We start from the raw sequence: 14,548 nt of genomic DNA on the forward strand, positions 1-14,548 counted from the left end.
TCGCCACAGGTGATGGAGGTGATGTCGTTAGAAATCCTTGCACAGCCGCAGTGCGTCGTAGATCGCGGCATGCACGTTGCGTTGCGCCACACAGTCACCGATGCGGAACAGCAGGTAACCGTCACCGCTCTGTTCCAGGCAAGGTTGCGGCTTGATCGCGAACAGGGCTTCGACGTCGATCTGGCCTTTGTTGCGCGAGCCTTCCTTCATCGCGTAGTAGATTTCTTCGTCCGGACGCACGCCGTTTTCCACGACCACCTGGTCCACCACCCGCTCCTCTTTGGCGCCGGTGTATTCGTTCTCCAGCACCGCCACCAGCTTGTCACCTTCGCGGTAGACCTTCTCCAGCATCATGTCGCCGGTCATGATCACTTCTTTCGGGTACATGCTGCGGTAGTAGGTCGGGAACGAGGTGCCACCGATCGCCACGCCAGGCTTGATGTCATCGGTAACGATCTCGACCTGACTGCCTTTGTCGGCCAGGAAGTCGGCGGTCGACATACCGGTGAACTCGCAAATGGTGTCGTACACCAGCACGTTTTTACCCGGCGCGACTTTGCCATCGAGAATGTCCCAGCTGCTGACAACCAGGCCTTCAGCCGCACCCCAGTGCTCGTTCTGCTCCAGGAATGGATGCCCGCCAACCGCGAGCACAACCACGTCCGGACGCAGGTCCATAATGGTCGGCGCATCCGCCGCCACGCCCAGGCGCAGGTCGACTTTCAACCTCGCGAGTTCAAGCTGATACCAGCGCGTGATACCGGCGATCTGGTCGCGCTGCGGTGCTTTCGAGGCGGTGGTGATCTGCCCGCCGATGAATTCTTTTTTCTCGAACAAGGTCACGTCGTGGCCACGTTCGGCGGCCACGCGGGCGGCTTCCATCCCCGCCGGCCCGGCACCCACCACCACGACCTTGCGCTTCACGCCGGTGGTCTTTTCGATGATGTGCGGCACGCCCATGTATTCACGGGAGGTCGCGGCGTTCTGGATGCACAACACGTCCAGGCCTTGGTACTGCCGGTCGATGCAATAGTTGGCGCCGACGCACTGCTTGATCTGGTCTATCTGGCCCATCTTGATCTTGGCGATCAGGTGCGGATCAGCGATGTGCGCACGGGTCATACCGACCATGTCCACATAACCGCCTTCCAGAATTCGGGTCGCCTGGTTCGGGTCCTTGATGTTCTGTGCGTGAAGCACCGGAGCCTTGACCACTTCCTTGATACCGGCCGCCAGGTGCAGGAACGGCTCCGGTGGATAACTCATGTTCGGGATGACGTTGGCCAGGGTGTTGTGAGTGTCGCAACCCGACCCCACCACACCGATGAAGTCCAGCATGCCAGTGTCGTCGTAGTACTTGGCGATCTGCTTCATGTCCTCGTGGGACAAGCCGTCCGGGTGGAATTCGTCGCCGCACAGACGGATGCCGACGCAGAAATCCGGGCCGACTTCAGCCCGCACAGCCTTCAATACTTCCAGGCCGAACCGCATGCGGTTCTCAAAACTGCCGCCCCACTCATCGGTACGCTTGTTGACGCGCGGGCTCCAGAACTGGTCGATCATGTGCTGGTGCACAGCGGACAGTTCGACGCCGTCGAGACCACCGGCCTTGGCCCGGCGAGCAGCCTGTGCGTAGTTGCCGATCACCCGCCAGATTTCTTCCGGCTCGATGGTTTTGCAGGTGGCACGGTGCACCGGTTCACGCACGCCCGACGGTGACATCAGGGTCGGCCAGTTAAAACCGTCCCAGCGTGAGCGACGGCCCATGTGGGTAATCTGAATCATGATCTTGGCGCCGTGCTTGTGCATGGCGTCGGCGAGGTTCTGGAAGTGCGGAATGATCCGGTCGGTGGACAGGTTCACCGAACTCCACCACTCCTGCGGGCTGTCGATGGCCACCACGGAGGAACCGCCGCAAATCGCCAGGCCGATCCCGCCCTTGGCTTTCTCTTCGTAATACTTGACGTACCGGTCGGTGGTCATGCCGCCGTCGGTCGCGTAGACCTCGGCGTGCGCAGTGCTGAGCACGCGGTTACGGATGGTCAGTTTGCCGATCTGGATCGGCTGGAACATTGCTTCGAAAGCCATGGCGGGTTCCTCGACTTACAACGGCTTGACGGTGAACAAACCGTCGTCGTGGCCTTCTTCAGAGCCACCGTAGACTTGTTCGGCAACGGTACGGATGTCGCTGCCGCGGGCTTGCAGAATCTGGTCCATGGCACCGGCAAACCAGCCGGTGAACATGTAGTCGACCTTGCGCCCGACCTTGCCGTACACGTAAACGAACGCCGAGTGTTCGAGCTTGACGCTGGCAGTGCCTTTGTCGAGGTCGATGTCCTGAATCTTGAACAGGCCCCAGCCGCGTTGCGACAGGCGCTTCATGTAGTGCTCGAACACCGCGACGCCTTCAAGGCCGTGGCATTCGGCTTCTTTCTCACACCAGTGCCAGGCAGATTTGTAGCCGGCCTTGTAGAGGATTTCGGCGTAGGCATCAGCGCCCAAAACCTCCTCGATGCCCATGTGGTTGTTGACGAAGAAGTGACGCGGTACGTACAGCATCGGCAGGGCGTCAGAGGTCCAGACACCGGTCTCGCTGTCGACTTCGATTGGCAATTGCGGGGCGATCTTGGCCATGGAAACTTAACTCCAGAAAAATTCGTTGTGTTGTGTCGTCGTGTAGCAGCTGCCGAGCCTGCGAGGCTGCGTTGCGGTCCGCAGGACCGCCCTCGGGGGCCGCTTCGCAGCCCAACGCAGCCTCGTGCCTCGGCAGCTGCTACAGGGTTGTTGGGAGGCCGGTTTTATTCGCCCCAGACGTCTTTCAGGACATTCACCCAGTTCTCGCCCATGATCTTGCGCACCACGCGCTCGGAATGACCGCGCTTGAGCAGGGTTTCGGTCAGGTTCGGGAACTCGCCGACGGTGCGGATGCCCAGCGGGTTGATAATCTTGCCGAAGCTGGTCAGGCGGCGTGCGTAGCCTTTGTCATGGGTCAGGTATTCGAAGAAGTCCTGGCCATGGCCCTGGGTGAAGTCGGTGCCGATGCCAATGGCGTCTTCGCCGACGATGTTCATCGTATATTCGATGGCTTCGGCGTAATCGTCGATGGTCGAATCGATGCCCTTGGCGAGGAATGGCGCGAACATGGTCACACCGACAAAACCGCCGTGATCGGCAATGAACTTCAGTTCTTCATCGGATTTGTTGCGCGGGTGAATCTTCAGGCCCGACGGCAGGCAATGGGAGTAGCACACCGGCTTCTTCGATTCGAGGATGACTTCTTCCGAGGTTTTCGAACCCACGTGGGACAGGTCGCACATGACGCCGACACGGTTCATCTCCGCGACGATTTCACGACCGAAGCCCGACAGGCCGCCATCGCGCTCGTAGCAGCCGGTACCGACCAGATTCTGGGTGTTGTAGCACATCTGCACGATACCGACGCCCAGCTGTTTGAACACCTCGACATAGCCGATCTGGTCCTCAAATGCGTGGGCATTCTGGAAGCCGAAGAGGATGCCGGTCTTGCCCTGCTCCTTGGCCTTGCGGATGTCGGCGGTGGTGCGCACCGGAATCACCAGGTCGCTGTTCTCGCGAATCAGTTTCTGGCTGGCGGCAATGTTGTTGACGGTCGCCTGGAAGCCTTCCCATACCGACACGGTGCAGTTGGCCGCGGTCAGACCGCCCTTGCGCATGTCTTCGAACAGCTCACGGTTCCACTTGGCAATAATCAGCCCGTCGATAACGATGCTGTCGGCGTGCAATTCGGCTGGGCTCATCAGGCTGTCCCCTATTAGCGATTCGTGCGCCGAATCGTGTGCCGGCGCTTTGGGGCCAGCATATGCCTCGGTGCCTCGGCAGCCGGGTGCAAAAACGACAGGGGAATTGCCGAAAGCGTCAATCCGCGACAAAGGGTCGTCGACGGGCCTGATCGCCCGCCTGTTCAAGCCCCTCCGCTTGGGCCAGAATTCGCCGCATCACTGGATGCTTCAATAACGCGTTACTGAAGCTTTGAATGGAATAAAGGGGACGGCAGCGCTATGAAAACGATTTTTCTGGTCTTGGCACTACTGACGGCGACGGGCGTACAGGCCCAGGAAGAGTCCGACAGCACCCCCTGCGATGCCGTCGAAAACGACGTCCAGACCCTGGAATGCTCGGCCTACAGCCGAACCACAGCCGAAGACCTGCTCAAAGACAACTATCAAAGCCTGGCGGAGCGCATGCAGACGCTCTACGGCAAAAACCCGTCGCAACTCACCGACATCACCGCCAGGATCAAAGCCTCGCAACAGCAATGGTTAAAGACACGGGATGCCGATTGCGCCGTCGAAGCGTTCCCGGCGACGAGCGGCAGCAAAGCATTCACCATCGCGCAGAATGATTGCGTGGCGCGGATGAGTGATGAGCGGTCGGAGTTTTTGGAGTCGATTGGGCAGGAGTGAGTGATTCGCGCTGATCAGCTTAAGCTTTAGAAACCTCCAGAAAATCGCGGTACACGATGGATCCTGTGGCGGTGCGCCCGCCACAGTTTCCCTTCACCTACTTCCAGAACCCTTCATGCGCCTTGGCCGCCTCGGCTTCAAGCATCGGTCCGAACGTCGGGATCTGCCGCTGACCGCGTGCGAACACTTCACGGCAAGGCAGCGAGAAGGTCGGGTTCTCCGGATGATCGCCGGTGAGTCCGAGCAAGGCATGTTCGGACAGTGCGTAAACCACGCGTCCGATGCCCGTCCAGTAAATCGCACCGGCGCACATGCAGCAGGGTTCGGCACTGGTATAGAGGGTGCAGCGGGCCAGATCGGCCGGGCTGAGCAGCTTTGCGGCCTGGGCGGCAGCGGCCAGTTCAGCGTGCTGGGTCGGGTCGCCTTCGGGCGGCATGGAGTTGTTGCCCGCCGTCGCAATGACGTTACCGTCCTCATCCGCTACCAACGCGGCGAACGGGTGACGACCACGGGCCTTGGAGTCTTCAGCCAGCGCGAGGGAACGACGCAGCAGTTGCAGATCAAGTTCGGTGATGCCGGCAGGTACAGCGCAAGTGAAGCGTGTCATGTGAACTCCTTATTGTTTTCAACTGAGCCCTTCACCTGTCGGGATCGGGGCATTTTTCCTTCAGTCGGCCAGCTCGGCGCCTTGGGCCGCTGGCTCGTTTTTGGGTTGTGGGTTGAGTAGAACGTTGAGCACGATGGCGGTGATCGCCCCAAGGAATATCCCGCTTTCAAGCACCAGCTTCAGGGTGCCGCTGGCGTGTTCGAACAACGCAGGAAAGGACATCGGCAGCACACCGACGCTGACTGACACCGCAACGATAATGCCGTTGCGCGTACCCTCGAATTGCACGCGCGATAACTCCTGAATGCCCGCCACCGTGGTCATGCCAAACATCACCACGGCGCAGCCGCCCAGCACCGGCGTCGGGACCGCGGCAATCAACGCGCCCAGTTTGGGAAACAAGCCCATGAGCACCATGATTGCCCCCGCCGACGCCACGACGTATCGGCTTTTGACGTTGGAGAGTGCGATCAGGCCGGTGTTCTGCGTGAACGCGTTATACGGAAAACTGTTGAACAAACCGCCGAGCATCGTCGACAGACCGTCGGCCCGGAATGCATTGCCCAGGGTTTGCTGCGTGGTGGTCTTGCCAGTCAGCTTGCCGATTGCCAGGCAGTTACCGGTGGTCTCGGCCATGATCACCAACATCGCTAACGTCATCACCAGAATCGGCATCAGCGAAAATTGCGGCATGCCAAAGGCCATGGGCGGGCTCAGTTCAAACCAGGCCGCACTGCTCACCTGGCCGAAGTGCGTCATGCCGAATGCCGCCGCGATCAGGCTGCCAACGAACAACCCGATCAAGACACTGAGATTGCCGATGAAGCCGGAGAATTTGGCATAAATCACCAGCGTCACGCTCACCGTGGCCAGACCCAGCAGCAGATTCGACGATGAACCGAACTCTGCCGAGTCCGGATTGCCGCCGCCGAGCCAGATAGCGGCGGCGGGCATCAAGGAGATGCCGATGATGGTAATCAGGCTGCCGATCACCACCGGTGGGAAAAACCGCAACAGGCGGCTGAACACCGGCGCCATGGCGATCGTGATCGCGCCAGCGGCGATGACCGCGCCGAACACTTCGGTGAGCCCGAATTCCTTGCCGATCATGATCATCGGCGCCAGGGCAATAAATGAGCAGCCTTGAATCAGGGGCAAACGTGCGCCGAATTTCCAGAAGCCCAGCGTCTGGATCATCGTCGCAATCCCCGAGGTCAGCAGGTTCGCGTTAATCAACATGACTACCTGCGCCGACGTCAGCCCCAGTGCGCTGCCCAATATCAGCGGCACCGCTACCGCCCCCGCATACATCACCAGTACGTGCTGCAAACCGAATGTCACCAGTTGGCGGATGGGCAGTACTTCGTCCACCGGATGAACCTGTGAATTGCTCATATCGAATGTCTCCCGAGTGCTTTTTGTTGTTGTCCTGAGGGCGTCCGCAGGCTAGGCACAGCGCAAATCGATGCAGCAGAAGAACTGACGTCAGGGGCGATATTCTCTGCTTGTATCCGATGGAGCAAATGAGCAACCATCGTTTATAACGATGGATGAAAAGGCGCTTTTGCCTTTGAGGAATGACCGATGCAGTTCTCGCTGGATCAGTTGCAAATGTTTGTGCAGGCCGTGCAATGCGGGTCGTTCTCTGCGGCGGCGCGCAAGCTGGGCAAGACTCAATCGACCGTCAGCGTGGCCATCTCCAATCTGGAGGATGATCTGGGCGTGGAACTGTTCGATCGCTCCAATCGCAGCCCGATCCTGACGCCCGCCGGCCACAAGATGCTGCTGCAGGCGCAGTCAGTGCTGGAGCGCTGCCTGACGTTGCAGGCACATGCCGATTGCTTGTCCGACGCGGTCGAGCCCAGCCTGTCACTGGCGATTGAAACGCCGTACAACGCCGTCATGCCGGTGCTGCTGGAGTTTGAACAGGTGTTTCCCTATGTCGACCTGATCATCCGCCACCCGGTGTACGGGGATGTCAGTGAACTGGTGGCCAAGGGGCAGGCCGTGCTGGGCATCGCCTTCTCCCAACCCCGCTACCCGCCTGAGCTGGAATTCCAGCAGTTGGGCAAGTTGATCATGCTGCACGTCTGCCACCCGGGACATGCGCTGGCGAAACTGGACAGCGTGAACTTCGACGACCTGCACGTGCACCGTCGATTGGCGTTCAGTGCGCATGCCGAAAAACTACCCAGCAGCGAATACCTGCGGTCTACCCGGATCTGGCAGGCCGAGAACTACCTGGCTTTGCTTGAAATGGTCCGCGCGGGGCTCGGCTGGGCAACGTTGCCGCGCCAGCTGATGCAGCGTGAACTGGCCAATGGCGAATTGGTCGAACTGCAACTGGACGCCTATCCCCACACGGACTGGCACGTCGCTGTCGACCTGCTGTGGGCCCGGACACGCAAAATGGGCAAAGCGGAACGCTGGCTCAAGGCGCGCCTGCAACAGAACAAAGTCTTCGAGCTGGATCGTCGCGGGCAGTCGACCACTCTCTAGCACTCGCCCCGTGACTTAACACCCAGGCTGGGCCACCATTCATACACTTCACCGACCGACCGAAAAGGGCTCGAAATGAAAATCTGCGGCATCGAAATCAAAGGCAGCGAAGCAATCATTGCCGTGGCCTCCCTCGACGGTCAGGCGCTGAGTCACCTTCCCCTCGCCACCAAGAAAATCGCGCTGGAAGACGACGACGAAGCGGCCAACGTCAAAGTCTTTGCCGCGCAGGTGGCATCTTTTGTTCGTGAGAACTCCATCGACCGGATCGCGATCAAGAAGCGCAGCAAGAAAGGCGAGTTTGCCGGCGGACCGACCACGTTCAAGATCGAGGGCATTTTCCAGTTGCTGGAGAGTTGCGAGGTGACGCTGTTGTCGCCGCAGACGATCAATGCGCAGGCCAAGAAGCACGGGTTTGAGCCACCAGCGACGCTGAACAAGTATCAGCATGAGGCGTACAAAGCGGCGTGTTCGGCGTTGATGAAGAAATAAGATCAAACCGCACCTCTGTGGGAGCCAGCCTGCTGGCGATAGCGGTGTATCAGTCAGCATCTTGATTGACTGACACACCGCTATCGCCAGCAGGCTGGCTCCCACAGGGGGTCTGCGTCAGTTATTCAACATTGATGTTGCCTGACCCACCGCATTCGCGAACAAGCCAGCTCCCACAGTTTTTTCGGTTGTTCATGCTTTTGCGGTACGCCGGTCTTCCCGCGGACAACGCTCGAACTTCGCCCGATAACTTCGGGTGAAATACGACGGCGATTCAAACCCGCATGCGATGCTCACTTCCAGCACGCTCATGTCCGTCTGCCGCAACAATTGCTGGGCCTTCTCCAGCCTTAATCGCAGGTAAAAGTTGCTCGGCGTGTCATTCAGGTGCAGTCGAAACAAACGCTCCAACTGTCGCCGCGTCACCTTGATCGACTCCGCCAACGCCAGCGTGGTCAGCGGCGGTTCGCTGTGTTGCTCCATTTCCCCGATCACCTGGACCAGCTTCTTGTTACGGATGCCATAACGGCTGGCCACTTCCATGCGCTGGTGGTCTTTGCGAGGGCGGATGCGGCCAAGTACGAATTGTTCGCTGACCTTGATCGCCAGTTCCGGGCCATGGGCCTGGCTGATGAGGTCGAGCATCAGGTCGATGGACGCCGTACCGCCTGCCGACGTGATGCGCTTGCGGTCGATTTCGAACAGCTCCTGGGTGACGCTGAGCTGCGGATACGATTCCTTGAAGGCGTCGATCGCTTCCCAGTGCAGGGTCAGGCGATGGCCATCGAGCAAACCGGCTTCGGCAAGGACAAAGCTCCCGGTGTCGATGGCGCCGAGGGTCACGCCGTCGATGTCCAGTCGGCGCAGCCAGTGCTCCAGTGCGGGCGTGGCAAATTTCAGCGGTTCAAACCCCGCGACAACCAAGAGCGTCGCACCTTTTTTCAACGGTTCCAGTGCGGCGTCGGCGTTGACCGACATGCCGTTGCTGGCCAATACCGCACCGCCGTCTGCGCTCAGCACATGCCAGCGATACAGCTCGCCGCGAAAGCGATTGGCGACCCGCAACGGTTCAATAGCCGAGATAAAACCAATGGCCGAAAAACCGGGCATCAGCAAGAAGTAGAAATCCTGGGACATGGAGCGCACTCAATGGCTGGTAGCGAGAGGGCGGGAAGCGTGCAGACGTTGATACGCCACTTGCGAGCGGCATTCAAGAGCACAGGTCGCTGCAGTGCAAGAGCTGGTCGCCGTAGTGCGCTTCCACGGGCCTATAGCTGCGTAACTTGGCATCACCGGTGCGCAGACACCGGAACCCACAATAACGACCTGCCGAGGAACCCGACATGAAACGACTGATCAGCAGCTGTGTTCTTGCACTCAGCGGTACCGCTTTCTTGAGCGCCAGCGTCATGGCGGCCGAACCCGCGTCCTGCCAGAACGTGCGCATGGGCGTGGTGAACTGGACCGACGTGATCGCCACCAGCGCCATGACCCAGGTCCTGCTCGACGGCCTCGGCTACAACACCAAACAAACCAGCGCGTCCCAGCAAATCATCTTCGCCGGGATCCGTGATCAGCGACTGGACCTGTTCCTGGGTTACTGGAACCCGCTGATGACCCAGACCATCACGCCGTTCGTCCAGGCCAACCAGGTCAAGGTGCTTGAAGCACCCAGCCTGAAAGACGCCCGAGCCACCCTCGCCGTACCGACTTATCTGGCGGACAAGGGTCTGAAAACCTTCGCTGATATCGCCAAATTCGAGAAAGAACTGGGCGGCAAGATCTACGGCATCGAGCCCGGTTCGGGCGCCAACACCCAGATCAAGGCGATGATCACCAAGAACCAGTTTGGTCTCGGCAAGTTCCAGTTGGTCGAGTCCAGCGAGGCCGGCATGCTCGCGGCGGTGGATCGTGCCGTGCGTCGCAATGAAGCGGTGGTGTTCTTCGGTTGGGCGCCGCACCCGATGAACGTCAACGTGAAGATGACCTACCTCACGGGCAGTGACGATGCGCTCGGTCCGAACGAAGGCATGGCGACCGTCTGGACCGTCACCTCGCCGAAGTATGCCGAACAATGCCCGAACATCGGCCGCTTGCTCAGCAACCTGACCTACACCGCCGAAGACGAGAGCCGGATGATGCAGCCGCTGCTGGATCACAAAGACGCTTTCGAGTCGGCCAAGCAATGGCTGAAAGATCACCCGCAGGACAAACAGCGCTGGCTCGAGGGCGTCACCACCTTCGATGGCAAACCTGCCGCTGAAAACCTGCAACTCACCACCAAATAAATCCTGATTGAACCGTCGAATCGCAGCCCGTATGGGCTGCGAACGAAATCATCACGCCTGCAAGGAACCCGCATCATGAACCACGACGTCATCATCACCTGCGCACTCACCGGTGCTGGCGACACGACCGCCAAAAGCCCACACGTGCCGGTCACCCCGAAACAAATCGCCGCCGCTGCTGTAGAAGCCGCGAAGGCCGGCGCCACGGTGGTCCATTGCCACGTGCGCAACCCCGAAACCGGCAAGTTTAGCCGTGACGTGGCGTTGTATCGCGAAGTGATGGAGCGCATCCGCGAGGCGGACGTCGACATCATCGTCAACCTCACCGCCGGCATGGGTGGCGACCTGGAAATCGGTGCGGGCGAGAACCCGATGGAGTTCGGCCCGAACACCGACCTGGTCGGCCCGCTGACGCGTCTGGCGCATGTCGAAGCGCTGCTGCCGGAGATCTGCACCCTGGATTGCGGCACCCTGAACTTCGGCGATGGCGACACCATTTATGTATCGACGCCGGCTCAACTGCGTGCGGGTGCCAAACGCATACAAGAGCTGGGTGTGAAGGCCGAGCTGGAAATCTTTGACACCGGTCACCTGTGGTTTGCCAAACAACTGATCAAGGAAGGCCTGCTGGACGATCCGCTGTTCCAGCTGTGCCTGGGCATCCCGTGGGGCGCGCCGGCAGATACCACCACCATGAAGGCGATGGTCGATAACTTGCCGGCCAATGCGGTTTGGGCGGGCTTTGGTATCGGTCGCATGCAGATGCCGATGGCGGCTCAAGCGGTGCTGCTGGGCGGCAACGTGCGGGTCGGTCTGGAAGACAACATCTGGCTGGACAAAGGCGTACTAGCCACCAACGGCCAACTGGTCGAACGCGCCAGCGAAATCCTCAGCCGCCTCGGTGCCCGTGTCCTGACCCCTGCCGAAGGCCGGGTAAAAATGGGCCTGACCAAGCGCGGTTAATTTCACACACAAGACCTGTAGGAGCCGGCTTGTGTGGCGAGGGAATATGTGGCGAGGGGATTTATCCCCGTTGGGTCGCGAAGCGGCCCTAAACCTGGAAAGACGAAACCGCATTTCGCAGGTTTGCGACTGCTTCGCAGTCGAACGGGGATAAATCCCCTCGCCACATATCCCCTCACCACACAGGCCTGCTCTTACAGGGGATCATCGAATTCATTCAGGACGACACCATGACCTTCATCACCGAAATCAAAACCTTCGCAGCACTGGGCAGCGGTGTCATCGGCAGCGGCTGGGTGTCCCGCGCACTCGCCCACGGCCTCGACGTAGTAGCCTGGGACCCGGCACCCGGTGCCGAAGCCGCGTTGCGCAAACGCGTGACCAATGCGTGGGGCGCCTTGGAAAAACAAGGCCTGGCAACCGGCGCGTCGCAAGACCGCCTGCGCTTTGTCGCCACCATTGAAGAGTGTGTTCGTGATGCGGATTTCATTCAGGAAAGCGCCCCGGAACGCCTCGATCTGAAACTGGACCTGCACAGCAAAATCAGCGCGGCAGCCAAGCCCGATGCGCTGATCGGCTCCAGTACGTCAGGGCTCTTGCCGAGCGAGTTCTACGAGAGTTCGACGCACCCGGAACGCTGTGTCGTCGGTCACCCGTTCAACCCGGTTTACCTGTTGCCATTGGTGGAAGTGGTCGGTGGTAAAAACACCGCCCCCGAGGCTGTACAGGCGGCCATGAAAGTCTACGAATCCTTGGGAATGCGTCCGCTGCATGTGCGCAAGGAAGTGCCTGGATTTATCGCCGACCGCTTGCTCGAAGCCCTATGGCGCGAGGCCCTGCACCTGGTCAACGACGGGGTGGCGACCACCGGTGAAATCGACGATGCGATTCGTTTTGGCGCGGGACTTCGCTGGTCGTTCATGGGTACGTTCTTGACCTACACCCTGGCGGGTGGCGATGCGGGCATGCGGCACTTCATGGCGCAGTTCGGACCGGCGTTGCAGTTGCCGTGGACGTACTTGCCGGCCCCGGAATTGACCGACAAGTTGATCGATGATGTGGTCGATGGGACCAGCGATCAATTGGGCACCCACAGCATTTCGGCGCTGGAGCGCTATCGTGATGATTGCTTGCTGGCGGTGCTCGAGGCGGTGAAGACTACGAAAGAGAAACACGGGATGGCGTTCAGCGAATAATCGACTATCAGGACTGGCCCCATCGCCAGCAGGCTGGCTCCCACAGGAGAATGCATTCCAATGTGGGAGCCAGCCTGCTGGCGATGACGGCATTCCAATCACAATCTGTTCTGGATCAGCCATCATGCCCGCACTCACCACCTACCAAACCCGCATCATCCCCGACTGGGTCGACTACAACGGCCACCTGCGCGATGCCTTCTACCTGCTCATTTTCAGCTACGCCACCGACGCACTGATGGACCGCCTCGGCATGGACAGCAGCAACCGCGAAGCCAGCGGCAACTCGCTGTTCACCCTTGAACTGCACCTCAATTACCTGCACGAGGTGAAGCTCGACGCTGACGTTGAAGTGCACACCCAAATCATCGCTCACGACAGCAAACGCCTGCACCTCTACCACAGCCTGCACCTGATCGGAGACGACCAGACGCTGGCGGCTAACGAACAAATGCTGCTCCACGTCGACCTCGCCGGACCGCGCTCCGCACCGTTCAGCGACGACACCCTGAACAAGCTGCAAGCCATCATCGCCGGACAAACCGACCTGCCTGTTCCTGACTACGTTGGCCGAGTGATTGCTTTACCCCCAAAAAAATAACAAGGAGATCGCCATGAACACCGCCGCCGCTTTTGCCGACTTCCGTACCTACCCGTTGATCAGCGCATTGACCGCCGTGCAAACCCTGGCGGACCGCGTTCAGGTGACCTGGGCCGACGGGCGGATCAGTCCGTTCCATCACCAGTGGTTGCGCGACAACTGCCCGTGCCCACTCTGCGTCTACACGGTAACTCGCGAGCAAGTGCTGGAAATCGTCGACGTCGCAGAGCATCTGATACCGACCGAGACCCGCATTGATGCAGACGGCTGCCTCAGTGTCGATTGGCAGGACGGCCACCTCAGCCGCTTCGATCCGGGCTGGTTGCGGGCGCATGCGTATGACGATGAATCCCGCGCCGAACGTCGAGCCCGCAAACCCAAAGCCACGCTGTGGCACAGCGATTTGCAGCTGCCGGTGTTCGAATATTCGGCGCTGATGAACGACAACGACGCGTTGTTGCAGTGGCTCCTGGCGGTACGGGATATCGGCCTCACCCAAGTCCGCGGCGTACCCACGGAGCCCGGATCGCTGAAGCTGATCGCGCAACGCATTTCCTTCATCCGCGAGAGCAATTTCGGTGTGCTGTTCAACGTGCAATCCAAGGCTGATGCTGACAGCAATGCCTACACCGCCTTCAACCTGCCACTGCACAGCGATTTACCGACCCGGGAGCTGCAACCGGGACTGCAATTTCTGCACTGCCTGGTGAATGACGCCGACGGTGGCGAGAGTATTTTCGTCGACGGATTTGCGATTGCGCACGCCTTGCGCCTGGAGGATCCCGAGTCGTTCCACAGCCTGTGCAACATCCCCGTGGAATTCCGCAACAAGGACCGCCACAGCGACTACCGGTGCCTGGCGCCGATCATCGCGCTGGATGCGTTGGGGCAGGTGTCGGAGATCCGTATGGCGAACTTTCTACGCGGGCCGTTCGATGCGAACGTGGATGAGATGCCCAGGCTCTATCGCGCGTATCGGCGCTTAATCGCGATGACTCGCGAGCCTCGGTTCAGGCTGATGCAAAGACTCAATCCCGGGGAGCTGTGGTGCTTCGATAACCGCCGCACCCTGCATGCGCGCAATGCGTTCGACCCTGCCAGCGGGGCCCGGCATTTCCAGGGGTGCTATGTGGATCGGGACGAGTTGTTGTCGCGGATTCTGGTGTTGCAGCGCTAGACCGAGTCATCGTTCATCGCGAGCAGGCTCACTCCCACATTCAACCGAGTTCCTACCAGAAGAATGCGGTCAATGTGGGAGTGAGCCTGCTCGCGATGGCGTTGGCACAGACTGCACATCCTTCTGATTCACAGGCAAAAAAAACCCCGATCAAGCCGTGACAAGATCGGAGCTGAGGAGGGTACTGTTGAGGAGCCGTTGCGCGAGGGTGACCAAACCTTCGTGAAGCCAGCTGACTCCAGTGTGCCCACTCCCCTCCTCGCCGAGTTAGCCGAAAACGACC

At 59.9% G+C, this 14,548-nt stretch carries 14 protein-coding genes; 8 read left to right on the plus strand and 6 right to left on the minus strand.

What is annotated here, in order from left to right; translation table 11 throughout:
• Nucleotides 1-27: 27 nt before the first annotated feature.
• From dgcA to ACA063_RS27040, 3 genes are all read right to left on the minus strand, one after another.
• Complete coding sequence (dgcA, locus tag ACA063_RS27030; RefSeq protein WP_045059901.1) at nucleotides 28-2,088, minus strand: dimethylglycine demethylation protein DgcA; 2,061 nt, start codon at nucleotides 2,086-2,088, stop codon at nucleotides 28-30.
• Nucleotides 2,089-2,103: 15 nt separating this feature from the next.
• Complete coding sequence (locus tag ACA063_RS27035) at nucleotides 2,104-2,634, minus strand: DUF5943 domain-containing protein (RefSeq protein ID WP_497664004.1); 531 nt, start codon at nucleotides 2,632-2,634, stop codon at nucleotides 2,104-2,106.
• Between the two features lie 164 nt (nucleotides 2,635-2,798).
• Nucleotides 2,799-3,776, minus strand: a complete 978-nt coding sequence (locus tag ACA063_RS27040; RefSeq protein WP_008033250.1) for a dipeptidase — start codon at nucleotides 3,774-3,776, stop codon at nucleotides 2,799-2,801.
• Between the two features lie 261 nt (nucleotides 3,777-4,037).
• On the opposite strand from ACA063_RS27040, the gene ACA063_RS27045 reads away from it, so the two are divergent.
• A complete protein-coding gene (locus ACA063_RS27045; protein ID WP_490145856.1) occupies nucleotides 4,038-4,442 on the plus strand; it encodes a lysozyme inhibitor LprI family protein in 405 nt (134 codons plus the stop codon).
• Between the two features lie 97 nt (nucleotides 4,443-4,539).
• Here ACA063_RS27045 and ACA063_RS27050 read toward each other — a convergent pair whose 3' ends face one another.
• Together ACA063_RS27050 and ACA063_RS27055 are read right to left on the minus strand one after the other, a co-directional pair.
• Nucleotides 4,540-5,049: a nucleoside deaminase gene (locus tag ACA063_RS27050; RefSeq protein WP_497664005.1), complete on the minus strand. Its 510-nt coding sequence runs from the start codon at nucleotides 5,047-5,049 to the stop codon at nucleotides 4,540-4,542.
• Between the two features lie 60 nt (nucleotides 5,050-5,109).
• Nucleotides 5,110-6,444 carry a nucleobase:cation symporter-2 family protein gene (locus tag ACA063_RS27055; RefSeq protein ID WP_497664006.1) on the minus strand — a complete coding sequence of 445 codons (1,335 nt, stop codon included), beginning with the start codon at nucleotides 6,442-6,444 and terminating at the stop codon, nucleotides 5,110-5,112.
• Nucleotides 6,445-6,633: 189 nt separating this feature from the next.
• On the opposite strand from ACA063_RS27055, the gene ACA063_RS27060 reads away from it, so the two are divergent.
• Complete coding sequence (locus tag ACA063_RS27060) at nucleotides 6,634-7,548, plus strand: LysR family transcriptional regulator (RefSeq protein WP_497664007.1); 915 nt, start codon at nucleotides 6,634-6,636, stop codon at nucleotides 7,546-7,548.
• Nucleotides 7,549-7,623: 75 nt separating this feature from the next.
• Nucleotides 7,624-8,040, plus strand: coding sequence for a DUF3010 family protein (locus ACA063_RS27065; RefSeq protein WP_497664008.1), 417 nt, complete (start codon nucleotides 7,624-7,626; stop codon nucleotides 8,038-8,040).
• A gap of 192 nt (nucleotides 8,041-8,232) precedes the next feature.
• On the opposite strand, the gene ACA063_RS27070 is transcribed toward ACA063_RS27065, so the two are convergent.
• Nucleotides 8,233-9,177, minus strand: coding sequence for a GlxA family transcriptional regulator (locus ACA063_RS27070; protein WP_497664009.1), 945 nt, complete (start codon nucleotides 9,175-9,177; stop codon nucleotides 8,233-8,235).
• Nucleotides 9,178-9,383: 206 nt separating this feature from the next.
• Here ACA063_RS27070 and choX point away from each other — a divergent pair, with 206 nt between their 5' ends.
• The 5 genes from choX (at nucleotide 9,384) to ACA063_RS27095 (ending at nucleotide 14,265) form a co-directional block, all read left to right on the plus strand.
• Nucleotides 9,384-10,328: a choline ABC transporter substrate-binding protein gene (gene choX, locus ACA063_RS27075; protein WP_497664010.1), complete on the plus strand. Its 945-nt coding sequence runs from the start codon at nucleotides 9,384-9,386 to the stop codon at nucleotides 10,326-10,328.
• Between the two features lie 75 nt (nucleotides 10,329-10,403).
• On the plus strand, nucleotides 10,404-11,291 hold the full coding sequence (gene cdhC / locus ACA063_RS27080; protein WP_194691076.1) for a 3-dehydrocarnitine:acetyl-CoA trimethylamine transferase CdhC: 888 nt from the start codon (nucleotides 10,404-10,406) through the stop codon (nucleotides 11,289-11,291).
• A gap of 230 nt (nucleotides 11,292-11,521) precedes the next feature.
• Nucleotides 11,522-12,487: an L-carnitine dehydrogenase gene (locus ACA063_RS27085; protein ID WP_497664011.1), complete on the plus strand. Its 966-nt coding sequence runs from the start codon at nucleotides 11,522-11,524 to the stop codon at nucleotides 12,485-12,487.
• A 124-nt stretch (nucleotides 12,488-12,611) separates the two neighbouring features.
• A complete protein-coding gene (locus ACA063_RS27090) occupies nucleotides 12,612-13,088 on the plus strand; it encodes a thioesterase family protein (protein WP_497664012.1) in 477 nt (158 codons plus the stop codon).
• A 13-nt stretch (nucleotides 13,089-13,101) separates the two neighbouring features.
• Nucleotides 13,102-14,265 carry a gamma-butyrobetaine dioxygenase gene (locus tag ACA063_RS27095; protein ID WP_497664013.1) on the plus strand — a complete coding sequence of 388 codons (1,164 nt, stop codon included), beginning with the start codon at nucleotides 13,102-13,104 and terminating at the stop codon, nucleotides 14,263-14,265.
• Nucleotides 14,266-14,548: the final 283 nt, after the last annotated feature.

This window comes from Pseudomonas sp. LBUM1643 (assembly GCF_059716215.1).

What these genes read in the sequence shown, in the direction of transcription:
- dgcA (WP_045059901.1), bottom strand. Translation starts at nt 2,088, where the DNA reads ATGGCTTTCGAAGCAATGTTCCAGCCGATCCAGATCGGCAAACTGACC.
- ACA063_RS27035 (WP_497664004.1), bottom strand. Translation starts at nt 2,634, where the DNA reads ATGGCCAAGATCGCCCCGCAATTGCCAATCGAAGTCGACAGCGAGACC.
- ACA063_RS27040 (WP_008033250.1), bottom strand. Translation starts at nt 3,776, where the DNA reads ATGAGCCCAGCCGAATTGCACGCCGACAGCATCGTTATCGACGGGCTG.
- ACA063_RS27045 (WP_490145856.1), top strand. Translation starts at nt 4,038, where the DNA reads ATGAAAACGATTTTTCTGGTCTTGGCACTACTGACGGCGACGGGCGTA.
- ACA063_RS27050 (WP_497664005.1), bottom strand. Translation starts at nt 5,049, where the DNA reads ATGACACGCTTCACTTGCGCTGTACCTGCCGGCATCACCGAACTTGAT.
- ACA063_RS27055 (WP_497664006.1), bottom strand. Translation starts at nt 6,444, where the DNA reads ATGAGCAATTCACAGGTTCATCCGGTGGACGAAGTACTGCCCATCCGC.
- ACA063_RS27060 (WP_497664007.1), top strand. Translation starts at nt 6,634, where the DNA reads ATGCAGTTCTCGCTGGATCAGTTGCAAATGTTTGTGCAGGCCGTGCAA.
- ACA063_RS27065 (WP_497664008.1), top strand. Translation starts at nt 7,624, where the DNA reads ATGAAAATCTGCGGCATCGAAATCAAAGGCAGCGAAGCAATCATTGCC.
- ACA063_RS27070 (WP_497664009.1), bottom strand. Translation starts at nt 9,177, where the DNA reads ATGTCCCAGGATTTCTACTTCTTGCTGATGCCCGGTTTTTCGGCCATT.
- choX (WP_497664010.1), top strand. Translation starts at nt 9,384, where the DNA reads ATGAAACGACTGATCAGCAGCTGTGTTCTTGCACTCAGCGGTACCGCT.
- cdhC (WP_194691076.1), top strand. Translation starts at nt 10,404, where the DNA reads ATGAACCACGACGTCATCATCACCTGCGCACTCACCGGTGCTGGCGAC.
- ACA063_RS27085 (WP_497664011.1), top strand. Translation starts at nt 11,522, where the DNA reads ATGACCTTCATCACCGAAATCAAAACCTTCGCAGCACTGGGCAGCGGT.
- ACA063_RS27090 (WP_497664012.1), top strand. Translation starts at nt 12,612, where the DNA reads ATGCCCGCACTCACCACCTACCAAACCCGCATCATCCCCGACTGGGTC.
- ACA063_RS27095 (WP_497664013.1), top strand. Translation starts at nt 13,102, where the DNA reads ATGAACACCGCCGCCGCTTTTGCCGACTTCCGTACCTACCCGTTGATC.